12 protein-coding genes are annotated in these 24,019 nt (G+C 68.8%); 7 read left to right on the top strand and 5 right to left on the bottom strand.

The genetic code is table 11. The features are described from left to right. The first annotated feature begins 94 nt into the window (after positions 1 to 94). The 6 genes from RHCRD62_RS24005 (at position 95) to RHCRD62_RS24030 (ending at position 11,353) form a co-directional block, all read left to right on the top strand. Entirely contained in the window at positions 95 to 640 is a 546-nt protein-coding gene (locus tag RHCRD62_RS24005) for a DUF732 domain-containing protein (RefSeq protein ID WP_050067291.1), read from the top strand. A gap of 3 nt (positions 641 to 643) precedes the next feature. After that, positions 644 to 1,609, top strand: coding sequence for a cutinase family protein (locus tag RHCRD62_RS24010; protein WP_050067292.1), 966 nt, complete (start codon positions 644 to 646; stop codon positions 1,607 to 1,609). Between the two features lie 101 nt (positions 1,610 to 1,710). Further along, positions 1,711 to 2,703, top strand: coding sequence for an LLM class F420-dependent oxidoreductase (locus RHCRD62_RS24015; RefSeq protein WP_050067293.1), 993 nt, complete (start codon positions 1,711 to 1,713; stop codon positions 2,701 to 2,703). A 171-nt stretch (positions 2,704 to 2,874) separates the two neighbouring features. Then, positions 2,875 to 4,758 (top strand): long-chain-fatty-acid--AMP ligase FadD32, encoded by a 1,884-nt coding sequence (gene fadD32, locus RHCRD62_RS24020; RefSeq protein WP_050067294.1) that lies wholly within the window; start codon positions 2,875 to 2,877, stop codon positions 4,756 to 4,758. Between the two features lie 67 nt (positions 4,759 to 4,825). Further along, the gene (gene pks13 / locus RHCRD62_RS24025) at positions 4,826 to 9,808 is read left to right on the top strand and encodes a polyketide synthase Pks13 (protein ID WP_050067295.1); all 4,983 of its coding nucleotides are present in this window, start codon (positions 4,826 to 4,828) and stop codon (positions 9,806 to 9,808) included. Continuing rightward, a complete protein-coding gene (locus tag RHCRD62_RS24030) occupies positions 9,809 to 11,353 on the top strand; it encodes an acyl-CoA carboxylase subunit beta (RefSeq protein WP_050067296.1) in 1,545 nt (514 codons plus the stop codon). Between the two features lie 87 nt (positions 11,354 to 11,440). On the opposite strand, the gene RHCRD62_RS24035 is transcribed toward RHCRD62_RS24030, so the two are convergent. The 5 genes from RHCRD62_RS24035 to RHCRD62_RS24055 form a co-directional block, all read right to left on the bottom strand. Next, positions 11,441 to 12,421 (bottom strand): hypothetical protein, encoded by a 981-nt coding sequence (locus RHCRD62_RS24035; protein ID WP_050067297.1) that lies wholly within the window; start codon positions 12,419 to 12,421, stop codon positions 11,441 to 11,443. A 202-nt stretch (positions 12,422 to 12,623) separates the two neighbouring features. Further along, a complete protein-coding gene (locus RHCRD62_RS24040) occupies positions 12,624 to 15,908 on the bottom strand; it encodes an arabinosyltransferase domain-containing protein (protein ID WP_050067298.1) in 3,285 nt (1,094 codons plus the stop codon). A gap of 122 nt (positions 15,909 to 16,030) precedes the next feature. Further along, positions 16,031 to 19,315 (bottom strand): arabinosyltransferase domain-containing protein, encoded by a 3,285-nt coding sequence (locus tag RHCRD62_RS24045; protein ID WP_253277468.1) that lies wholly within the window; start codon positions 19,313 to 19,315, stop codon positions 16,031 to 16,033. Positions 19,316 to 19,650: 335 nt separating this feature from the next. After that, a complete protein-coding gene (locus RHCRD62_RS24050) occupies positions 19,651 to 21,432 on the bottom strand; it encodes a hypothetical protein (RefSeq protein ID WP_050067299.1) in 1,782 nt (593 codons plus the stop codon). Between the two features lie 95 nt (positions 21,433 to 21,527). After that, positions 21,528 to 23,153 (bottom strand): GMC oxidoreductase, encoded by a 1,626-nt coding sequence (locus RHCRD62_RS24055; RefSeq protein WP_253277469.1) that lies wholly within the window; start codon positions 23,151 to 23,153, stop codon positions 21,528 to 21,530. Positions 23,154 to 23,270: 117 nt separating this feature from the next. Here RHCRD62_RS24055 and RHCRD62_RS24060 point away from each other — a divergent pair, with 117 nt between their 5' ends. Then, on the top strand, positions 23,271 to 24,008 hold the full coding sequence (locus tag RHCRD62_RS24060) for an esterase/lipase family protein (protein WP_050067300.1): 738 nt from the start codon (positions 23,271 to 23,273) through the stop codon (positions 24,006 to 24,008). The last annotated feature ends 11 nt before the right edge of the window (positions 24,009 to 24,019 follow it).

Genomic DNA, 24,019 nt, shown 5'->3' on the forward strand with positions numbered 1-24,019 from the left:
CGAACCCGGCCCGACGCACGTCGGTACCCTCGACACCGATGACCCCAGTCGCGGCGGGACGTCCCGCCGATGACCGAAGAGGACTGTGAAATTGATGCGCGTTTCTTCTCGTACCCCGATTACCCGTGTGCTCGCCGTCGGCGCGCTCACGCTCGTCTCGGCAGGCGTCCTCGCCGGATGCGGCAGTGACGACTCCACGGCGTCGAACACGCCGACACTGACGACGGCAGCGGGGTCGGGTTCGCCGACCGCGCCGCCGCTCGCGACCGGCATCGAGGTACCGGAGTACACGACCCCGTCGGTGGCGGCGACCGCGCCGCCGGAGACGCCGCAGTCGGTGCCGAGCGGGTTCCCCGGTCCGACGGAGGCGCCCCCGATCGACGCCCGTGGACAGGCCTACCTGGACGCGTTGAAGAAGGGAGGCGTCACGCCCGCCGCCAACGGTGACATCGCGATCTCCACCGCCAACTACATCTGCTCGGCCAAGGAGAGCGGGGTCGCGAGCGAGGAGATTCTCGCCTACGTGACGGGTATGGCAGGTGTCGAGGCCGGGTTGGCAGGCGGAACGCCGTCCGAGGCGGACGCCGCCCGGATGGCGCAGGTGTACATCGACGCCGCGACCTCGACCTACTGCTCGTAGCCGATGGCAGCCCGGAAGAGTCGGGGACGCCGCCTGCTGCGGACGTTGCTCGTCCTGATCGTCCTACTCGTCGTCGCGCTGGTCGCGTTGCTGGCGTGGTTCCTGCTTGCCGGGCGGGTGCCGAAGCCGCCGGTGACGCCGCCGGGGCCGGAGCGGCCGTCCGCGCAGCCGGCCAGCTGTCCGGATGTCCAGGTGGTCGCGATCCCGGGTACCTGGGAGTCGAGCGCCGCTGACGACCCGTTCAATCCGACCGCGAATCCGGCGTCGCTGATGCTCAACGTCACGAGGCCGCTGCAGGCGCAGTTCGGGCCGGAGCGGGCGCAGGTGTACACGGTGCCGTACGTGGCGCAGTTCTCGAATCCGGTCGCGCTTCCGCCGGACGGTCAGGTGTCGTACAACGTCAGCCGAGGCGATGGCACCGCGAAGGCGACCGAGGTGATGTCGGCGATGCACACCGAGTGCCCGTTGACGAGCTACGTGCTCACCGGGTTCTCGCAGGGCGCCGTCATTGCCGGTGATCTCGCTGCGAGCATCGGAGCGGGCAACGGGCCCGTCCCTGCCGACCTCCTGTTGGGGGCCGGGCTCATCGCGGACGGTCGTCGGGATCCAGGGACGGCGGAGGACGTCGGTCCGGGTGTCGCCGGTGTCGGTGCCGAGGTTGCGTTGGCCGGTGTCAAGCTGCCGGGCATCACGATGACCGGTGCCAGGCCGGGCGGCTTCGGGTCGGTCGGCGACCGGGTCGTGCAGATCTGTGCGCCCACGGACGGCATCTGCGACGCTCCGGAAGGTGCATTCAAACCTGGCAATTGGCTGGGGAGCGCGTCGCGTCTGCTCGAGTACGTCAACAACCCTGTGCATGCGATGTACAACAGCTTCAGTGTTGATGGAAACGGCACCACCGCTACGCAGTGGATGACAAACTGGGCCGCTGAGAAGGTGCGCTCCGCGCCCGCCCCCGCCCATGAGTGATCGAGTCCTGACAGGAATAGGGGGGACCGTGTCCAGCAGTTAGAGTGGACAACCGGTTACCTGCACTTTTCACCACTGCCCGCCACCAGGAGAATTGATAGATGAGTTCCGCCGACGCGCCCGCGCCGCGCAAGTTCCGGTTTGCAGCCGGTGGCGAGGGCAACGCCGAGGAGGGCGGGGCCAGGCGCTTCGTCAAGCTGGCCCAGAAGGCCGAGGAGCTCGGGTACGACAGCTTCATGATCCCCGACCACGTCGGAAACCAGGTCGGCCCGATCGCCGCACTCGGTGCGCTCGCTGTGGCAACGGACAAGATCCGTATCGGAACTGCAGTGCTGGCCAACGGTTTTCGTCATCCGGCGATCCTCGCTAAGGACGCGACCACCATCGACGTGCTCTCCGGTGGTCGGCTCGAGCTCGGTATCGGTGCCGGCTGGATGAAGGACGAGTTCGATCAGGCGGGCATCGCATACGAGCGGCCCGGTGCGCGCATCGCGAAGCTCGAGGAGTCGCTGCAGATCCTGGACACGCTGCTGCGTGGCCAGGAGTGCAACTTCGAGGGCGAGTACTACCGGATCTCGGGACTCAAGGGCAGCCCGCGGCCGCGTCAGGGTCCGCGTCCGCCGATCGCCGTCGGCGGTGGGGGACCGAAGATGCTCGCGCTCGCGGCGAAGTACGCCGACATCGTGTCCGTCGCGCCTCCGTCGACCAAGGAGGGCAAGATGCTGCTCTCCGGGATCACGATGGAAGCGACCGCGGCCCGTGTCGACGGAATTCGTGCGGCCGCGGGTGACCGCTTCAAGGACATCGAGCTGAACTGGACGATCACCGCGGTCATGCCGACCGAAGATCGCGAGGCGATGGCCGAGATGGCACTGGGGGCCATCTCCAACGGGTACCCGCCGAATATTGAGGCGGACGTCACGCTGACCGTCCAGGACATCCTCGACTCGCCCTATCTGGCGATCGGCACGTACGACGAAATCGCCGATCAGATAAGAAGAGTTCGGGATCGGACGTCGATGTCGTACGTCGGCATCTTCCCGACCCAGATGGAGGCCTTCGCCCCCGTCATCGACCTGCTCAAGGGTGAATGACGAGGCGGGCTTCTGTAACATCCTGTTGGTTTGGGATGCGAAGCGGTTCGTTACCGTAACGAGATCTGCATGTTGCCGCTAGACATTGATTGCATGATTCCCGCGGGAGCAGGGAGTTGAAGCCCACCGGTGCAGAAACAGGCGTCGAGGGCTTGCCTTGGAGGAGAAGGTATGAAGAACTTCGATGACTACATCGACGAGACCGGGCATATCAAGTTGCAGCCCGGGAACACACTCGTCGACTACGTCGAGCAGCATTCCCGAGAGAATGCCGACGATCTGGCATACCGCTACATCGACTACTCCACCGCACGTGACGGTGAGGCGCAGGAGCTCACCTGGAACCAGTTCGGTATCCGGCTGCGCGCCGTGGCGGCCCGACTGCAGCAGGTGACCAAGCCCGGCGACCGCGTCGCCGTGCTCGCCCCGCAGGGCCTCGACTACGTCATCTCGTTCTTCGCTGCGATCCACGCGGGCACCATCGCGGTGCCGCTGTTCGACCCGGACGAGCCCGGTCACACCGATCGGCTGCACGCCGTGCTCGGCGACTGCGAACCTGCCGCGATCCTCACCGCCACGGAGTCCGCGGCCGGTGTCCGTCAGCTGTTCCGCTCGCTGCCCGCCGCGCAGCGTCCCCGCATCATCGCCGTCGACGCGATCCCCGACACCGTCGGCGAGACGTGGGTGAACCCGGAGCCGAAGCTCGAGGACATCGCGTATCTGCAGTACACGTCCGGTTCGACCCGCACTCCCGCAGGCGTCGAGATCACCCACCTCGCGGTCGGCACCAACGCGGTGCAGATGGCCGACGCGATCGGGCTGAGCACCGAGTCGCGCGGTGTCACCTGGCTACCGCTGTTCCACGACATGGGCCTGCTCACGGTGATCCTGCCCGCGCTGGGCGGCAAGTACATCACCATCATGAGCCCGCGCGCGTTCGTCGCCCGGCCGTCCCGCTGGATCAACGAACTCGCCGCCGTCTCCGACGGTGCGGGCACCTTCGCCGCCGCGCCGAACTTCGCGTTCGAGCATGCCGCGGCCCGCGGACTGCCCAAGAACGGCGAGACGCTCGACCTCTCCAACGTCATCGGGCTCATCAACGGGTCCGAGCCCGTCACCACCTCGTCGATGCGCAAGTTCAACGAGGCGTTCGCGCCGTACGGGCTGCCCAAGACCGCCATCAAGCCCTCCTACGGCATGGCGGAGGCGACCCTGTTCGTCTCCACCACCGACCAGGCCGACGAGGCCCGCGTCATCTACGTCGACCGCGACCAGCTCAACCAGGGCCGGATGGTCAAGGTTTCCCCCGACGCGCCCGGAGCGATCTCCCAGGTGTCCTGCGGGCACGTCGCACGCAGCCAGTGGGCCGCGATCGTCGACCCCGAGACCGGCGCCGAGCTGCCCGACGAGCACGTCGGAGAGATCTGGCTGCACGGCAACAACATGGGCCAGGGCTACTGGGGTCGCGAGGACGAGACCGCACAGACCTTCCACAACCGGATCACCTCGCGGCAGGCGGACGGCAGCAAGACCGACGGCGCGCCCGACGACGCGAACTGGATGCGCACCGGCGACTACGGCGTCTACGTTGACAGCGAGCTGTACATCACCGGTCGCGTCAAGGACCTGGTGATCGTCGACGGACGCAACCACTACCCGCAGGACCTCGAGTACTCCGCGCAGGAGGCGTCCACCGCGCTGCGTCCCGGCTTCGTGGCCGCGTTCGCCGTGCCCGCGAACCAGCTGCCCAAGGAGGTGTTCGAGTTCGGATCCGGACTGAGCTACGACCCCGACGACGGCGCCGAGCAGCTCGTGGTGGTCGCCGAACGCGCCCCCGGTGCGGGCAAGGCCGAACCGGGGCCGATCGCCGACGCGGTCCGCGCCGCGATCTCGGCGCGACACGGCGTGACGGCGCGCGATGTGCTGCTCGTGCCCGCCGGGTCGATCCCGCGTACCTCCAGCGGCAAGATCGCGCGCCGCGCCTGCAAGGCCGCGTACATCGAGGGCACCCTGCGCGGCGGGTACCAGCAGACAGCGTTCCCGGACAGCGTCTGAGATCGACTACGTCCCCGACGAGACCTCCGACGACGAGTAGCGTGGTGCACTGATGGCTGAAACTGAGATGACGGTCGCGCAGCTGCGCGAATGGCTACGCAACTGGGTTGCCGGGGTGACCGGGCAGCCGGTGGAGCAGATCTCCGACGACCGCCCGATGGAGGAGTTCGGTCTGTCGTCCCGCGACGCCGTTGCCCTGTCGGGCGAGATCGAGGACCTGCTCGGCATCACGCTGAACGCGACGATCGCCTACCAGCATCCGACGATCGCGTCCCTCGCGACGCGGATCATCGAGGGTGAGCCGGAGCTGCCCGCGGGGTCGGACGACGCGTACTACGCGGTCAAGGACACCTCGCAGTCCCACGACATCGCGATCGTCGGTATGGCATCGCGCTTCCCCGGCTCCGGCCACACGCCCGACGAGATGTGGCGACTGCTGATCGAGGGCCGTGACGCCGTCACCGACCTGCCCGAGGGGCGTTGGTCCGAGTTCGCGGCCGACCCGCAGATCGCCGCCGCCATCGAGAAGGCCAACACCAAGGGCGGCTACCTCGACGACGTCAAGGGCTTCGACGCCGAGTTCTTCGCGATGTCCCCGCTCGAGGTCCGTAACGTCGACCCGCAGCAGCGTCTCGCACTCGAATTGGCTTGGGAAGCACTCGAACACGCGCACATCCCGGCCAACGAACTCAAGGGCGAGCAGGTCGGTGTCTTCATCGGCACCTCCGCCAACGACTACCAGTTGCTCGCGATCAGCGACCCGCTCCAGGCGCACCCGTACGCGCTCACCGGCACGTCGACATCGATCGTCGCGGGCCGGGTCTCCTACTACTTCGACTTCCGCGGTCCGTCGATCGCACTGGACACCGCGTGCTCGTCGTCGCTGGTCGCCGTGCACCAGGCTGTGCGGTCGCTGCGATCCGGCGAGTCCGACATCGCACTCGCAGGTGGCGTCAACATGCTGGTCGCGCCCGCCGCGACCCTCGGCTTCAACGAGACCGGTGTGCTCACCGACGACGGCAAGATCAAGGCGTTCTCGTCGGATGCGAACGGCATCGTGCGAGCCGAGGGCGGCGGACTCGTCGCCCTCAAGCGACTCGAGGACGCCGAACGGGACGGCGACACCATCCTCGCCGTGATCGCCGGTTCCGCCGTCAACCAGGACGGCCGGTCCAACGGCATCGTCGCCCCGAACCCCGACGCCCAGGCCGACGTCCTGCGCGCCGCCTACCGTGACGCGGGCATCGTGCCGTCCGGCGTCGACTACATCGAGGCCCACGGCACCGGCACCATCCTCGGCGACCCCATCGAGGCCGACGCTCTCGGTCGCGTCGTCGGACGTGGCCGTGACGCCGACAAGCCGGCGCTGCTCGGCTCCGCGAAGACCAACTTCGGGCACCTGGAATCCGCGGCCGGTGCGGCCGGCCTGATCAAGGTCGTGCTCGCGATGCAGGAGGACAAGCTCCCGCCGTCGCTGAACTACGCAGGCCCGAACCCGTACATCGACTTCGACGGCACCCACCTGCGTGTCATCCCCGAAGCCACCGACTGGCCGCGCTACACGGGCCGCGCCGTCGCAGGCATCTCCGGCTTCGGCTTCGGCGGCACCAACGCGCACGTCGTCGTACGCGAGTACAACGGCGCGGTCGCGCCCGAGGCGTCCGCGAACGAATCACCGTCGGAGGCGACGGAGTCCCTCGACGCCGAGCACGTCGACGTCGAGACCGAGGCGGAGGCCGTGCTGGCCGACGCCGCCGCGTCGATGGGCGTCGAACCGCTCGTGACGCCGCAGCGCGAGGAACCGCTGCCGGTGCTGCTGCCGGTGTCCGCGTCGATGCCGTCGCGACGCCGCCGCGCCGCGTCGGACCTCGCCGACTGGCTCGAGACCGAGGCCGGCAGCACCACTGCGCTGGCGGACCTGGCCCGGACACTCGCGGGACGCAACCACGGCCGCTCCCGCGCCGTCGTGCTCGCCCGGACCCACGCCGAGGCCATCACCGGATTGCGCGCGGTTGCGGCGGGCAAGCCCGGGCAGGGCGTCTTCTCCGCCGACTCGCCCGCGGGCAAGGGCCCCGTCTGGGTGTTCTCCGGCTTTGGGTCGCAGCATCGCAAGATGGCCAAGCAGCTCTACACGAACAACGCCGTCTTCCGCGCCGCGATCGACCAGGTAGACGAGCTGATCGAGTTCGAATCCGGCTACAAGATGGCCGAGAAGTTCCTCGACGACTCCCTCGACTACGACGTCGAGACCTCGCAGGTCGGCATCTTCGCCATCCAGATCGGGCTCGCGGCACTGCTGCGTCACCACGGCGCCGAACCGGAAGCCGCCGTCGGCCACTCGATGGGCGAGGCCGCCGCCGCGTACGTCACCGGGGGACTGTCCCTCGAGGACGCCGTCCGCGTCATCACCGCCCGCTCGCGCCTGATGGGTGAGGCCGAGGCGACGCTGTCCGGCGACGACATCCGCCTCATGGCGCTCGTCGAGTACACCGCGGCCGAGATCGAAGCCGTCCTCGGCGACTTCCCGCACCTCGAGGTCTGCGTCTACGCCGCGCCTACCCACACCGTCATCGGCGGTCCCCAGCCCGAGGTCGAGGCGATCGTCGCCCGCGCCGAGGCCGAGGAGAAGATGGGCCGGATCCTGCAGACCAAGGGTGCCAGCCACACCTCGCAGGTCGACCCGATCCTCGGCGAACTCGCCGCCGAGCTCGCGGGCATCGAACCGCACACCCTGACCGTCGGACTGTTCTCGTCCGTCGACAAGGAGACGTACTACCGTGCCGGACACGCCCCGATTCACCCGGTCGACTACTGGACCAAGGGCATGCGGCACAGCGTCTACTTCACCAACGCCGTGCGCATGGCCGTCGACGCAGGCCACACCACCTTCGTCGAGCTCGCACCGAACCCGGCGACGCTGATGTCGGTGGCCGCCACCGCATTCGACGCCGGGCTGCACGACGCCCAGCTGATCCCGACGCTCAAGCGCAAGGAGGACGAGGAGGTCGGCGTCCTCACCGCGCTCGCTCAGCTGTACGTGCACGGGCAGCCGGTGAACCTGGCGTCGCTGCTGCCTGCCGGCGGGTACGCGAACGCCCCGCGCACCGCGTTCCAGCGCAAGGAGTTCTGGCTCGACGTCCAGGTCAGCGCATCCGGATCGGGTCGCGCGCCCGGGTCGCACGTGTCGCTTCCCGACGGTCGGCACGTGTGGGAGGTTGCCGCCTCTGCCGTCTCCAACCTGAACGAGCTCGTGACTTCCGCTGCGGCGCAGGTGCTCTCGGACGTGACCCTGACCGCTGCCGTCCCGCGCGGTGACGTGCCTGCATCGGGAACGCTGACCACCACGCTGAGCCCCCACCCCGGCGGCGGTTCGTTGCAGGTGCACGCGAAGTCGAACGGTGCCTTCACGCTGCTGCTGGACGCGGTCGTCAGTTCCGGTGAGGCACTGCCCGAACTGGTCGTCGCCGCACCGGAACCGCGCACAGGTGCGGCCTCGCCGCAGCGGTCGAGCTCGCCGATGGAGGAACTGCCCGAGGTCGTCGAATCCTTCGGCGACAAGTGGGATCCCAACGGCACCCAGGCACTCGAGGACCGGCTCGCCCTGATCGTCGCGGAGTCGATGGGATACGCCGTCGAGGACCTGCCCGCCGAGATCCCGCTGATCGAGCTGGGGCTCGACTCACTGATGGCGGTGCGGATCAAGAACCGTGTCGAGTACGAGTTCGACATCCCGCAGCTGCAGCTGCAGGCCGTCAAGGACGCGAACCTGCGCGAGGTCGAGAAGTACCTGCGCTACGCAGTCGAGAACCGCGAAGAGGTCGAGGCGCTCGCCGCTGCGCAGCAGGCCGAGAAGGACGCCCCCGCACTCGATTCCGTGCTCGACGACGAGACCACGAGTCCGGTCGCCGAGGCCGAGCAGATCGTCGCCGACGCCGCACCGACCGTCGGCGACGCGTCCGACGAGGAGGTCAACGTCCCGCCGCGTGACGCCGCCGAACGTCTGACGTTCGCGACGTGGGCGGTCGTGACGGGCAAGTCCGCGAAGGGCATCTTCAACATCCTGCCCGTCCTCGACGACGTCACCGCCGAGAAGCTGGCCGCCCGGTTGACCGAACGAGCAGGCGGCGAGGTGAGCTTCGACGACGTACTCGACAGCGAGACCGTCGAGCAGCTCGCGGAGAAGGTGCGCCCGCACCTCGAGGACGAGGGCAAGATCGAAGGCCTCGTGCGCGTGCTGCGTGCCCGACCCGAAGGATCCACTGCCGTACCGGTTTTCGTGTTCCATCCGGCAGGTGGGTCGACCGTCGCCTACGAGCCGCTGCTCAAGCGGCTGCCCGCCGACACCCCGATGTACGGCTTCGAACGCACCGAGGGCCCGCTCGACGTGCGTGCCCGCGAGTACCTGCCGCTCATCACGGAGATCCAGGGCGACGGTCCGTACGTGCTGTACGGCTGGTCCCTGGGCGGCGCCCTGTCCTACGCAGTGGCGACGCTCCTGCGCGAACAGGGCAAGGACGTCCGGATCGTCGGCCTCATCGACACCGTGATGGCGGGCGAGGAAATCGAGGACACGCCCGACGAGATCAAGAAGCGTTGGCAGCGGTACGCGGCGTTCGCGAAGAAGACCTACAACGTCGACGCGCCGTTGCCGTTCGACATGCTCGCCGCCGCCGAGACCGACGAAGAGCAGATCGAAATCCTGATGAACCTGCTCAAGGTGAGCGGTGCGAAGATCCCCGGCGGCATCATCGAGCACCAGCGCACGTCGTGGCTGGACAACAGGGCCCTGCAGACCGTCAAGCCCGGCAAGTACGACGGTCCCGTGGTGCTCTACATGGCGGACAAGTACCACGACGACGCCATCGCGCTCGAGCCCGCGTTCGGGACCCGCACGCCCGACGGCGGCTGGGCGAAGGTCGCGTCGGACCTCGAAATCGTGCACGTCGGTGGCGATCACATCCAGATCGTCGACGAACCGTACATCGGGAAGGTGGGGGCCGACCTGACCAAGAAACTGGCCGCCATCGAGGCCGAGAAGCGGAGTAACTGAGTGAGCACCACCACCGCCGAAAAGCTTGCCGAGCTTCGGGAGAAGCTCGAGATCTCGAAGGCCCCGGGCAACCCCCGTGCCATCGAGCGGCGCAAGGAGAAGGGCCTGCCGACCCCGCGCGAGCGGATCGACATGCTGCTCGATCCGGGCACCTTCGTCGAGTTGGGTCAGCTCGCCCGTCAGCCCGGCGACCCGTCGAACCCGTACGGCGACGGCGTCGTCACCGGGCACGGGCTCGTCGACGGCCGCCCCGTCGCGGTCTTCGCGCACGACCAGACCGTGTTCGGTGGTGCCGCAGGCGAGATATTCGGCCGAAAGGTCGCCGCCGTCAACGATTTCGCCATCAAGATCGGCTGCCCCGTCGTCGGCATCAACGAGTCGGCAGGCGCCCGTATCCAGGACGCCGTCACGTCGCTGGCGTGGTACGCCGAGATGGGACGACGCCAGGAACCGCTGTCGGGCATGTGCCCACAGATCTCCGTCATCCTCGGCAAGAACGCGGGCGGCGCCGTGTACGCGCCAATCAACACCGACGTCGTGGTTGCGACCGAGGACTCGTACATGTTCGTCACCGGCCCCGACGTGATCAAGTCGGTCACCGGCGAGGAAGTCAGCCTCGACGAACTCGGCGGCGCCCGAAACCAGGTGGAATACGGCAACATTCACCACGTCGCGCCCGACGAGAAGGCCGCGTTCGAGTGGGTCCGCAAGTACCTGAGCTACATGCCGTCGAGCTGCACCGAACAGCCGCCGATCATCAACCCCGGCCTCGAACCCGAGATCACCGAGGACGACCTCGCCCTCGACTCGTTCATGCCCGACGCCGACAACGCCGGCTACGACATGCACGACATCCTGATGCGGATCTTCGACGACGGCGACTTCCACGAGATCCGCTCCCAGATGGCGCAGAACGTCATCACCGGATTCGCCCGCGTCGACGGCCGCCCCGTCGGAGTCGTCGCGAACCAGCCGATGTACCTCTCCGGAGCACTCGACGCCCAAGCGGGCGACAAGGCAGCGCATTTCGTGCGCGTCTGCAACGCCTACAACATTCCGCTCGTCTTCGTCGTCGACACCCCCGGCTTCCTCGTCGGCGTCGAACAGGAGAAGATCGGCGTCATCAAGCGTGGTGGTCGGTTCCTGTTCGCCTACGTCGAGGCGTCCGTCCCGAAGGTCACCGTCGTCGTGCGCAAGTCGTACGGTGGTGGCTACGCCGTGATGGGCTCCAAGCAGCTCGGTGCCGACGTCAACTTCGCCTGGCCCACCGCCCGCATCGCGGTCATGGGAGCCGAAGGTGCCGTCAACATCATCGGCCGCAAGCAGATCGAGTCCGCTGGCGACAACGCACCCGCCGTGCGTCAGCAGTTGATCAACTTCTACAACGAGCACGTCGCGACGCCCTACATCGCGGCCGAGCGCGGCTACGTCGACGCCGTCATCGACCCGTCGGCCACCCGCCTCGAGATCCGCAAGGCACTGACCCTGCTGCGCGACAAGACGGTCTACAAGAACCCCCGCAAGCATCACTTGCTGCCGTTCTGACCGTTCTATCCCGCCGCCTTTCTTCCTGAATGGCCCATTCATTCAACTGAACTGAATGGGTGGGCCATTCAGGAAGAGGCTCCGCGCTCAGGAAGCGGGCCGGCGCGGGGACCGATCAGCGCGGAGCCGCACGCTCGGCCTGGCTCGGGAGCGGGCAAGTTCGTAGCTCGAGCGCAGCTCACGGATCACCAGATCCGGTTTGTCGCGAATGGTGCGCGGCAAATGCGTGACGACAATGATTCCGAAGCTCTGCATGCGCTCACGGCGTTCGAGGGTCGCCTCGTGGTCCGGGACGGTGAAATGATTGTCGAGCGAGTCGATTTCCCAGGCCATTGCGACGTCGTCGATCCAGCCGTCGGGGATGGCGATGAATTCGCCCCTGTGAGTTTCGATCTCACGGTTGTGCACAATCGTCGGCAGTCCGCTGCGTCGATACAGGCGTTGCGCGTGAACCTCCCCGACGGAGTGCGCACCGCCTGTGAGTTCGCGTAGTACCGACCGCGGCAATGCCGTGCCGTGCGTCGTGCCCTCGGCCAGTTCCATCGCCAGTTCCTCGATCGAGGTGTCCCCGCGCTGAATCACGGCGGCGAGCAGGGCGCGACACGCATCCCGTGACCGCATCCGGCGGGACGCGTCGAGGACTGCCCGCGTGACGGGTGCGCAGCGGAGCGTCCCACGAAGTACTGGTTCAGGTGGCCGCCAGGTTCGTTCCACGGTGACGAAGTGGGTAGAAGCCCGCTTCCGGGAGGCAGGGACGAGCATGAGCACGTCATTCATCGATGCAGATCGGCGGTAGCCGTGCGCAGCGAGAGCTACATGCCCGGTGAGCATGCTGTCATCCCCGCCATACATCAGAGCCGCGCCGGCCCGCTCGAGCTGCGTGGGGGAACCGTTGTGCAGCAGTACGTATCCCGGCAGTATGCGTTGCCATGGTCCACCCGGCAGGCACCGTGCGGCGATGGTGGCCGGTGCCAGCCCCATTTCGCCGAGAACTGCTGAGCGAATCACGCCATTGTGGGCGTGCGCACGGATCATGTCGAGATCGTCGGCCCACCTGCCTCGTCGCATGAGGCAAGGATGGGGCATGGCATCCGGCCGAAGGCCGTTCCGGGCGTCGAATCGGGCCAGATGTGGACAACCTGTCGGTTGTGGACAAACCCGCGCCGCGAATGGGTTGCAACCCCGCCACCTTTACCTGAATGGCCCATTCATTCACTTGGACTGAATGAATGGGCCATTCAGGAAACCCAAGGGGGAGGGGAGTGGAGGGTTAGGGGTAGACCCGCATCATGCCGGGACTCCAGAAGCCGGAGCGGGTCACCTCGTCGGTGTCGATGGTGGCCGCGGTGGCGTCGGGGAAGTGGCGGGTGTACCGCTCGAGGGCACCCCAGTCACGGCCCCAGTCGTCGCGCAGGTAGGTGGGGACGGTGGACGCTTCCGCGATCATCTCGGTCCAGCCGAGGGGACCGCCGTTCTCTCCGGCCTGCCAGGTGTCGGTGGAGCTGACGGCGAGGGGCCGGTCGGGGAGGATGCGGTAGCCGGGGACCTCGGCGACGCCGTAGTGGTGGTCGAAGGGACGCTGGCAGGGGAACTGCAGGCCGACGGCCCAGTCGAGCAGCACCGGCTGCTCGGAGCCGATGTAGTCGTTCAGTGACTGCAGTTGCGGCACCCTCGGCGGGGTGAACGCGAGCCACTGGTCGCCGGTGAGGTTGGGGTCGTTGGCGACGACGCGGACGGTGTCGGTGTCGGCGGGCAGTTCGTCGAGGGGGATGCGCAGGTTGCGCCACGACGGTGCAGGTCCGGTGTCCTTGGGCAGGTAGTTTCCGAGGACGGTGACGGTGCCGTCGGCTTCGCGTCGGCCGTATTCGAGGCGCAGTGACTGACCGTAGGTGACCTCGCCGTCCTTGCTCTCGGACCAGATGCGTCCGGCGGCGGACACGACGACCAGCGGAGCGTCGCCGCTGCGCTCGGGCAGCGCGTACCAACTCGACGTCAGGTATGCCGGTTCCTGGACGCCGGTCTGGTAGCTGCCGAGCACGGGCGTGGTGGCGGGGTCGAGCCCGAAGGGGAGTTTCACGGTCGAACCGTTGACGCCCCGCGCACCGACGCCGCCTTCGGTTCCGGCGCTGGCGCCGTTGACGAACTCGGCGCCGACGGACTGGCCGTCGGTGTTGGCCTGTCCGGGTTTGACTTCGGTGTAGTCGGCGGACAGGTCGGACGGCACTCCGTTGGGGCCGAATCCGACGGGATCGACGCCACCGAGCGGGTCGGCGGCCGAACCGGGGAGGGGTTGCAGCCGCCCGGCGTTCGCGTCGGCTTCGGTGAGGACGTAGTCGGCGAGGCCGCACGGCGACCCGGTGACGGCGTCGATGTTGGAGCGCGCCAACGAGTACGCCGGGTACTGCGCGACCGCACCCTTGACCAGGGACAGCACTTCGAAGAGGACCATCAGCGCGGCGATGACGGTCAGCGGCATCGCCGCGAGCGCCTTGATCCGTCGGCCACGCGGGCCGGACGCCGTGACCTCCTTGCCGATGAAGTCCTCACGGAAGTACTGCCAGCCGACGAGGACCACGGCCGCGAGGAAGAGGGCCAGCATGACGGTGTTCACCTGGATCCCGGCGAGCGAAATGGTCTTGTCGAACCACGGGATGCCGTAGGCGGAGACGTACCACCAGCCGTTGATGCCGGAGAACGAGAAGGCAAGCACCAGAAGCAGTCCCGCGGCGAACATGGTCCGGTTGCGCCTCGACCGAAGGGCCGTCGCGGATACCGCGACGGCGGTGAGCGCGGCGAGGGAGCCCGCGATGCCCGCGTACGCCCCGAAGTGGTGGGTCCACTTCGTGGGGTTGAACATCATGAAGAAGATGGTGCCGAACACGACACCGAGCAGACGCCACGACGGTCCGACCGCGGCGCCCGGTACCCGCTTACGGCGCAGCAACACGAACAGCGTCGTGAACAGGCACAGGATCATCACCAGGAAAGCGAAGCGGCGGGAGACCGACCCGTCCACCGTCTGCACGAACAGGTAGTAGTAGCGCAGGAACTCCTGGTACCAGCTCATGTTGGGCCCGATGAGCGTCCGCACGCGAGTCGCTTCGCGGACACCGGCGAACGTCTGGTCGGCGAACACGGCCACCAGGACGACGGCGCCCGACGCGAGCAGGGGCGCGACGAGCGCCCAGGTGCCGACGCTTCGGTGCCTGCGAACCAGGATCCGGACCATCGGCCGGGCGCCGGCGAGCAGTGCCGCGACGCACATCAGACCGGTGGGCGCCGCGCCGAGGGAGAACGCGGCGATCATGATCGCGACCGCGGCGGGCAGCAGGCGTCCGGTGGCGATGGATCGTTCGACGGAGCACCAGGTCAGGAGTGCGCCGAGCGCGACGATCGGCTCGGGGCGCAGTCCGTTGTTGTAGGGCAGCCAGAACGCGAGGAACACGAGGCCACCGGTCCACACCGCGGCCTGGTTGAGGCGGACGGCGCGGCCGAGGCGGGGGATCACCTCGCGGCTGATGACGAACCAGCAGAGGATGCCTGCGAGGAGCGCGGGCAGGCGCATCCACGGGCTGGCGGTGGAGATCTTCGCCATGGCGGCGAGAACGTCGTAGTACCAGCCGAACGGGGCCTCGGGGACACCGAACCAGCGGAAGTAGTTCGCCATGTAGCCGGAATGCTCGGAGACCCGCGCCATCGTCAGCAGATAGCCGTCGTCGGAGGTGTTCGCGCCGACGAAATGCCAGAGCGCGAGGACACCGACGATGACGCCGTCGAGGGGCCGCAGTCGCCACCAGTGAGTCGGGAAGAACCCACGGGGCGTGCGTCCGTCGGTTCCGTCGAGGGTGTGCAGCGCGACGAGTGCGGTGATCGTGAGCAGCACCGCGAGCGCCATCGACAGGAGCTTCAGGACGGTGGGCGTCGACGAGAAGCGGGAGTCGATGTTCGCGTTCAGGGACAGATCAGCCGTCGACGCGGTGTCGGGGAGGTCGGTGTACACGCCGACGACCTGCGGGCGGAGGTCTCCGGTGAGACTGCCGGTGACGGGGTTGCCGTCGACGGACATGCCCTCGAACGTGGCGGTGGTGTCTGCGATGTCGGAGGTGACGGTGATCGCGGAGCATTCGCCGCCCGCGACGGCGTCACGAGGAGCGGACGCGACGACGACGTTGCGGTCGAGGACGTCGACGCTCGACTCGGTGACACGAACGAGCAGCGCGTTCAGCGGCGCATCGGTGCCCTGAGGCGGTGCCGTCCCCAGCAGGAGTCCGCCGCTCGCGGGAAGGTCGTCGACGAGGCGGCAGGGAATCGACACGGTCAGGTCGATCGGCACCTGCGCCATCAGCGGCGCGTCGACGCTGCCGACGGCACCCTGCGGCCAGTTCAACGCGGACGTCGTCTGCTTGACGGGCAGGAACGGGGTCGCAACGGCGAGCACGAATCCGAGCAGACCGGTGATGATCGCGATCAGTCGGGCAGTCCGATACTGCGTGCGCAGATCGGGAACCGGCGCAGGCGCAGGCGCGGGTGCGGGGGTTGTCAGGGCGTCGGGCACGAGTGTCGATGGTAGGCGAGCGACCTGAGAGGGCAGCACCACATCGACGATGCGATTTTCGGTCCCGCGGCGGCGCTCCCGTCGGCGACCAGGTGCTGTCACATCGCCGACGGGCGGACGTCCTACCTGGCGGCGATCGGGCCCGGCGACCACAGGCCGGACCGTGTCACCGTCTCGGTGTCGACGGTGGCCGTGGTCGCGGACGGGTCGATCGGCTCGTAGCGCTCCAACGATCCCCAGTCCCTGGCCCAGTCGTCGTTCAGGTAGCTCGGCATCGTCTCCGCGACCAGCAGCAGGTCCACCCAGCCGAGGGGGCCGCCGCCGAACGCGTCCTGCCAGGCGTTCGTGGAGTCGGCCCCGACCCGGTCGGGCAGGATGCGGAACTCCGGCGCCTCGGCGACGCCGTACCGGTGGTCGAACGGACGCTGGCAGGGGAACGACAGGCCGACGGACCAGTCGAGCAGCACCGGTGCCTCGGATCCGACGACGTCCTGCAGCGTCTGCGTCTGCGGCAGTCGGGGCGGAGTGACGGCGAGCCACTGCTTGGGGGTGAGGTCGGTGTCGTCGGCGACGATGCGGACGGCATCGGCGTCGGCGGGAATCTGCTCCATCGGGATACGCAGGTTCCGCCACGACGGCGCCGGGCCGATGTCGATCGGAGCGACGGCGCCGCGGACCTCGACGTCGCCACTCGGACGCCGGGAGCCGTATTCGACGAGCAGCTCCTGACCCTCGGTGACGATGCCGTCCGGATCGACGTAGCGGATCCGTCCCGCCGCGGTCACCACGAGCAGCGGGGTGTCCTCGGAACGCTCGGGCAGCGCGTACCAGCCACTGGTCAGGTGCGCGGGCTCGTTGGCGCCGTAGCTGCCGAGGACCGGTGTCGTCGCGGGGTCGAGGCCGAACGGAAGCGCGACGGTGCTGCCGTTGACGCCTGCGTCGCCGGACCCGCCGCCGGTGCCCGCGGAGGTGGTTCCGGTGGTCTCGTTCGATCCCGTGTCGACGGTGTTGGCGCCGCCCGCGGCCTTGAACTCCTCGTCGGCGGTCAGGTCACCCGCGACGCCGTTGGGGGTGAACCCGGTGTTCTCGCCCGCCCCGAGCGGGTCGGGTGTCGCGTCGACCGGGGTCAGCATGCCCGCATTCGCGTCGGGTTCGACGAGGACGTCGTTGGCGAGCGCGCAGGTGTCGCCGGTGAGGGTGTCGATGTTGGAGCGGGCCAGCGAGTACGCCGGGTACTGACCGACCGCGCCCTTGGCGAGCGAGAGCACCTCGACGAGGACGATGAACGCCGCCGCCACGGTGAGGGGTGACGCGACGAGGGTGCGCAGTCCTGGGCGGACGGGTTGTTCGGGTCCGCGGTACGGCTCGCGCAGGTGCTGCCAGCCCGCGTACAGCAGCGCGAGCACGGCGAGAACGAGGAACCCGGTGGAGAACGGCTTGCCACTGATGGACGGCGGCTTGTCCCACCACGGGATCCCGTAGCTGGAGACGTACCACCAGCCGTTCGATCCGGTGAACGCCAACGCGAGCAGGAACAGCACGCCGGACGCGAACAGTGCCCGGTTGCGGCTCGACCGGACTGTCGCGGCCGCGAGCCCGACTGCGGTGACGGCGGCGATCGATCCGGCGAGGCCTGCGTAGACGCCGAAGTGATGCGTCCACTTCGTCGGCGTCGACATCATCAGCAGCAGCGACACGAAGACGATGCCGAGGATGCGTCGCGACGGGCCCGCTGCGGCGCCGGGGATGCGCCCGCGACCGCGCAGCAGCAGCATCGCGCACACGATCAGGCACAGGAACATCGCGAACACACCGAACCGACGCGCGAGCGAGCCGTCGGGCGAGATGTTCAGCAGTGCCTCGTAGCGCTGGTACTCGCCGAACCACTGCACGTTCGGGCCGATCGCGGTGCGCACCTTGATCGCCTCGAGGACACCGCCGAGGGTCTGATCGGCGAAGATCGCGATCAGCACGACGGCGCCCGCCGCGAGCACGGGCGCGAGCAGGGCCGCCACACCGACGACGCGGGCGCGCGCGACGACGAGGTTCACGAGCGGCCGCAGGCTCACGATCAGGGCGGCGACCGCGATGACGCCGGTCGGACCGGCGGCGAGGGAGAACGCGGCGATCAGCACACCGATCGCTGCCGGGAGGAGTCGGCCGGTGGCGATGGCCCGCTCGATGGAGCACCAGGTCAGGAGTGCGCCGAGCGCGATGATCGGTTCGGGGCGCAGCCCGTTGTTGTAGGGCAGCCAGAAGGAGAGGAACACCAGCCCGGCGGTCCACACGGCGATCCGGTTGCGGCGCACGGCGCGTCCGAGGCGGGGGATCACCTCACGGCTGATGACGAGCCAGCAGAGGATGCCCGCGACGAGGGAAGGCAGGCGCATCCAGGTGCTGGCGGTGGAGACGTTCGTCATCGCGGCGAGGACGTCGTAGTACCAGCCGAACGGGGCCTCCGACACCCCGAACCAGCGGTAGTAGTTGGCCATGTAGCCGGAGTGCTCGGACGCGCGGGCCATGGTCAGCAGGTAGCCGTCGTCGGAGGTGTTGGCGCCGATGAAGTGCCACACGATCAAGGTGCCGATGACGACGGCGTCGACTCCGGTGAACCGCAGCCAGTGCCGCGGGAGGAAGCGGCGCGCGCGGCGGCCGTCGGTGAGGTCGAGGCGGTGCAACGCGATGAGCGACAGCACGGTCGCGAGCACCCCGACGACCATCGCGAGCACCTTGAAGGCAGTGGGGGTCGACGTGAATCGGGAGTCGATGTCGGCGGTCACCTGGAGGCCCGCGGGGGCGGTGCCCCCCGAAGCGTTGGGCGCGCCGCCCTGCAGATCCGTGAAGAACCCGACCATCTGCGGGCGCTGGTCACCCTCGACCCGTGAGTCCTTCTCGTCCGCCTCCGGGCCCGAAGCACTCACGGGCGCGAAGGACGCCGTGGTGGCATCGGCGTCCGAACGGACGAGGAGGGCGGTGCATCCACCGACCTCGGCGAGCGGCGCCGACACCAGGCGGGTTCCACGCAGATCCACGGCGACGGTTCGCTCGGCGTCTGAGCCGACGGTGACGGAGAGTCCGACCTCGTCGGCGTCGGGGGCGTTCTTCGGGACGGTCGAGACGACGGTCCCGCCGTCGGGCAGGCCCGCGAACACGGAGCACGGAATGTGCATGTCCAGGGACAGCGGCTCGTATGTCACCAGGGGCGCATCGACGCCCGTCAGTTCCCCGTTCTGCGGCCACGACACGCTCGCGGACTGCTGTGACACCGGAAGCAACGGCGTCGCGATCGCCAGCAGGAATCCGACGAGCCCCGCGACGACCGCGATCAGGCGCGCGATCCTCGGAGCCGAACGGTCGGGGGCCGGCGGGGAGGTGGGGACGACGGTGGCGTCGGACTCGGCAGGCACAAGCGTCGATCGTATGGGATGCCGTGGTGGGCCGCCGTCGGCGCGACGGGAGGGAGAAACACGCCCGCCGGCGGTGCGCGAGGGCTGCACCGCCGGCGGGCGACGACCGGCACGGCTCGTGTGCCGATACGAATTACACCCTGCGACCCGAGGTGGCCGAAAGGTGTGGGCACGAATATAGGGGACGATTCGGGGCCTGTGGGGGAAATTCGAATCCCCGGGGTGTTACCCGTTGATCCGACGTGTGTCGAACCCCTATGCCTACGGCGCAGGGACAGGACGTGCGTACGACACGAGCGTCCTGACGTGCCTACGGCACGAGTGTTCTGACGTGCCTACGGCACCAGGGTCTGGACGTCCCACACCCAGACGTCGTCGACGCGTTGCGGCTCGATGGACAGGAGCGACTGGACGGTGCGGCGCAACGCCCGCTGCTCGGTGTCGCTCGGCAGCACCACGACGTCCGCCTTCCAGTAGATGAGGTCGGCGCGAGCCTGGGCGCGCATCTGCTCGGTCACGACGGGAGCGGTCCCGGATTTCTGGACGGCGCCGAGCAGTTGGGCGGTGGGGCGATCCTCGGGGCCGTACTTGGCCTTCTTCTCCGGCCCGACCGGTCCCACGAAGTAGCCGCCTGCGAGCGGGAACCCGAACTCTGCTTCGACCTGCCAGGTCAGCGCGCGGGCGTCCTCGGGACGAGGCAAGGGGACCACCACGACGGATCCGTCGTCGACATAGGTGCGCCAGGAGCCGTCGGCGAAGAAGTCCGGTGCGGGGGTGCGCTGCACTGCGGTCAGGGGCAGCGGTACGAGGGGGACGAGCGCGAGGGCGAACGCGACCGCCCACGGGATCCGGGTGACCTTCTCGCGGATCGCGCGGTCGGTGGTCAGGGCGAGCAGCAACGCGATCGCGGGGATCGCGCCCATTGCGAATCGGGTTTCGAGGACCGACTCGAACAGCGGCAGCTTCTCCAGCCACGACCACGGCATGTCGATGCCCGTCCCCGAACGGCCGATCGTCAGTTCGGCGCCGAGGGACACGACGCACATGACGACGACCGTGACGGCCGCGGCGCGGGCCAGGGCGACGCGGTGCAGCCAGATCGCGGACGCCAGCGTCACGACGAGCAGCGGCCACCCGAAGTAGGAGTTCTCCTCGGTGCCGTTGATCGCGACGTCCTGCCCGGGCGTGACGCGACCGCCGACGGACTGGCGCGGGAACTGCAGCAAGGCCTTGAGGTCGTTGCCCATCGGGCCGTGGTCGATGAACCGGTAGGACTGCGGTCCGAAGAACTGCCACCACAGAGGTCCCGCGGTGAGCAGCAGTGCGATCGCGGCGGCGAGCAGGAGGGGGCGCAGCGCGTTGCGGACGGCGGCGACCGCTTCGCGCGGGCGGAACGCGAAGTAGGCGAGGACGAAGACCGCGAACGTCACGGCCGTGATGAGCAGAGGCTCCTCGCCGAGGGCGATCTGCATGGCCACCAGCAGGCCCAGCACGACGGCGGTCCGGGTGCCCGCGCCGCGGGAGAGCCGGATGACGGACGCGAGGATCAGCGGCAGCAGCGGCAGCACCACGAAATTGGGGTGGCCGTTGGCATGGGAGATGAGGGCGGGTGCGAACCCGCAGAACAATCCGCCGAGCGCGGCCGCCACCTGCGACTGCACCGCGTACCGGCCGAGGAACCAGTACCAGGCGTACGCGGTGGAGGCGAGCCCGAACGTGAGCACGAGCGTCCAGGTGACGGTCGGGCCGAACAGCAGCGTCACCGGCGCGAGCGGAACGGACACCCCGAACATCGAGGTGTTCGCCATCAGGTTCACACCCTGTGGATAGTTCTGCAGCAGGGTGCCGAGGGGGTTGTCGAGGTTGGTGATCGAGTGGGCGGCGAGCGCGAAGAACCACTCCCACATCCGCTGGTCCTGGCCGCTGCCCGTCAGGTAGCCCGACGCCGGCAGTCGCCACTGGTTGCCCATGACGTAGACGGCGAGGACGGTGAACCCGAACGCGGCGATCGCGTCGGAACGCCGGATGCGGATCCGGCGCCGGGTGCGTGTGGTCCCGGTTGCCGGTGCCGCGACCTCGGCGCCGGTCTCGACCGCCGTGGTGTCCACTGCTGCCATCCACCCCTCCCACGGGTCGGTCCCGTCACCCGACGCGCGTCGGCATCGGGCCACGGTACCGACCGATCCCGTGAGGCTGCTCGGCGAGCGTCCCGTCAGGTCTGGTTCGCGACGAAGCGATCGAGGCAGCGTTCGGCGATCGCGGTGATCGTCAGGGCGGGGTTGACCAGCGCCGACGACCCGGGGAGCAGTGCGCCGTCGACGACGAACAGGTTGGAGTAGCCGTCGACCTTCCCGTCGTGGTCGCAGGCCCGGCCCATCACCATGCCGCCGAGTCCGTGCCAGGTGCAGCCCGATCCGAAGTCGGCGAGACGCGTGTGGACGGGGATGCCGGAGACGGGCGACCCGTGCCGGACGTCGGCGCGTTCGTGGAAGCGTCCGGCGAACCGCTTCGCGCGGGCGTCGACGTCGCTGCTCGCCTCGGTGTGCGGGTAGTTCAGCTCGGCGCGACCGGTCGCGGGGTTGTAGTCGATCGATCCACGCTCGTCGCTCATCACCTGGATGAGGTTGGCCGAGGTGATGCCGCCGGCGATCGCCGGGAACGGCGACGCCTCCCACGAGATCGAGATGGGCCCGTCGGGGTTCTCGTCGTCGTACATGACGGCGACGCCGGGTCCGCCCTGGGCGGAGCCGTAGTCGCGACGCAGCGCGGTCCGGGCCATCAGGAAGTCGCCGTTGTTGCCGAATCCCTTGCCGACGTGCTCGTTGAGGCGCGTCAGGGTGCCCTTCGCCTTCGCCGTCGCCAGCAGCGCGGAGGTGTAGAAGGATCCGGCGGCCATGAACACGTAGTCCGCGACGAGGGTCTTGTGCGAGACGGCGGCGCCGGACTCGTCGATGACCTTGACCGCGATCTCGAACTTCTCCTGCCCGGGAATCTCGCGGATCTCGGTGACCTCGTGCATCGCCGAGACGGTGACGTTGCCGGTCGCCTCGGCGGCGGGCAGGTAGTTGTGGTCGACGCTGTTCTTGGCGCCGGAGTTGGATCCGTACGGTCCCTCGCCGATCGAGTACGACGCGGGCTTGAGGCCGGAGAGTTCGTCGCGGACGACGTCCCAGTCGACGCAGAAGTCGTGCCGGACGGCCTCGCCGCCGAAGTCGCGGATGTCGTCGAGCCAGGCCCGCGCGCCCTTGTAGAAGGGGTGGGCGAGGAGGTCGTCCGGCAGCGGCGACGTGCCGAGCATCGACTTGGCGCGCGGGTAGTAGACGCGGTCGAGTTCGGAGTAGTCGATCGCGCTGGGGAACACCTGCTCGAAGTCGCGGCGTCGCGGCTGTGGGGTGAACGCGCCGAACGCGAGGGAGCCGCCGCCGACGCCCGCGCCGTAGAGGGCGTCGATGCCGTTGCCGTGGACTCGGTCGACGATGCCGGGGTAGCGCTGGATGGGGATCATCCGGGTCAGCTGGTTGATGTTGGGGCGGTCGGAGAACCAGGCGGATCGGCCGTCGGGCTGGTTGATGGTGCTGAAGGTGGTGCCCGCGGGGTCGATGGGCCAGCGGCGGCCGCGTTCGAGGACCGTGGTGCTGATGCCGGCCTGCCCGAGCCGGAGCGCGGCGACAGCGCCGCCGAATCCGCTCCCGACGACGACGGCGGTCTTACCGCGCAGGGGTGCGGCGGCCGCGGTGCCCGGCACGCCGAGGGTCCCGAGTCCGATGGCGCCGAGCCCGAGCGCGACGCCGCGAAGGACGGCTCGGCGGTTTGCATGAACGTTCAACTGGTGCGACACGCGCAGCAAGATACGCGGTACGAACCGCGCGGTGTTGCGCCACGATTCGACACGTCTCCGTCATGTGTCCTGAGCTGGCACAACACATCGGTGCAGCCTTGCCTTATCGTGCCTGACATGACCGTCGGACGCCTTGTCGCCGCTGCCTGCGGTGCCGGACTCGCCCTGGCCGCCGCCGCACCCGCCTCCGCCGCCCCGCCCGAGGTCCGCGAGCGCATCGTGTTCGTCGTCCCCGGGCAATATCTCGGCGCAGCGCCCTACCAGCCGCTCGTGGCAGGGCTGAATCTGCAGGGTTACCAGGCGACGGCCCTCGATCTGCCTGGATTCGACATGGATGCCGATGCTCGTGCCGTGGGGGCGGCCGTCGATACCGCACTCGCGGCACACCCGGACGCCGAGGTCGCGTTGGTCGCGCACAGCATCGGCGGCACCAGCACCCGCCACTACCTCAAGAATCTGGGTGGTTCCGACAAGGTCGACACCTACGTCGCGTTCGGCACCGCGCAGTACGGCTCGCCGGGCGCGTGCGGCCAACCCGTCGGCGCGGAGGTGTGCCCCGGTACCGACTTCATGACGGCACTCAACTCCGGCGACGACACCCCCGGCGACACCGCCTACTACGGAATCCGCAGCGCACGAGAATGGGCGGACGGTCGACTCGACGGCGGACAGTGCCGGATGACCCCGACCCCGACCGCGGTCGACGGCGGAACCGACCACGCCCTCGAACCGGTCAACCTGCACGTCTGGGGTCAGGTGTCGGCGGCGCTCGCAGGACGCTGCGAGGGTGAGTTCGTCGACGATCGCGACGCCGCCTTCACCGCGGCGCAGACGCTGTTCCCGAACGGGCGCTGAGCAGGCTCGTC

Origin of the sequence: Rhodococcus sp. RD6.2, from assembly GCF_001040705.1 — a bacterium.
GTDB lineage: Bacteria > Actinomycetota > Actinomycetes > Mycobacteriales > Mycobacteriaceae > Rhodococcus_G.

Coding starts and splice junctions, on each gene's coding strand:
- RHCRD62_RS24035 (WP_050067297.1), bottom strand. CDS start 12,421: ATGCGACGAGGCAGGTGGGCCGACGATCTCGACATGATCCGTGCGCAC.
- RHCRD62_RS24010 (WP_050067292.1), top strand. CDS start 644: ATGGCAGCCCGGAAGAGTCGGGGACGCCGCCTGCTGCGGACGTTGCTC.
- pks13 (WP_050067295.1), top strand. CDS start 4,826: ATGACGGTCGCGCAGCTGCGCGAATGGCTACGCAACTGGGTTGCCGGG.
- RHCRD62_RS24005 (WP_050067291.1), top strand. CDS start 95: ATGCGCGTTTCTTCTCGTACCCCGATTACCCGTGTGCTCGCCGTCGGC.
- RHCRD62_RS24060 (WP_050067300.1), top strand. CDS start 23,271: ATGACCGTCGGACGCCTTGTCGCCGCTGCCTGCGGTGCCGGACTCGCC.
- fadD32 (WP_050067294.1), top strand. CDS start 2,875: ATGAAGAACTTCGATGACTACATCGACGAGACCGGGCATATCAAGTTG.
- RHCRD62_RS24015 (WP_050067293.1), top strand. CDS start 1,711: ATGAGTTCCGCCGACGCGCCCGCGCCGCGCAAGTTCCGGTTTGCAGCC.
- RHCRD62_RS24050 (WP_050067299.1), bottom strand. CDS start 21,432: ATGGCAGCAGTGGACACCACGGCGGTCGAGACCGGCGCCGAGGTCGCG.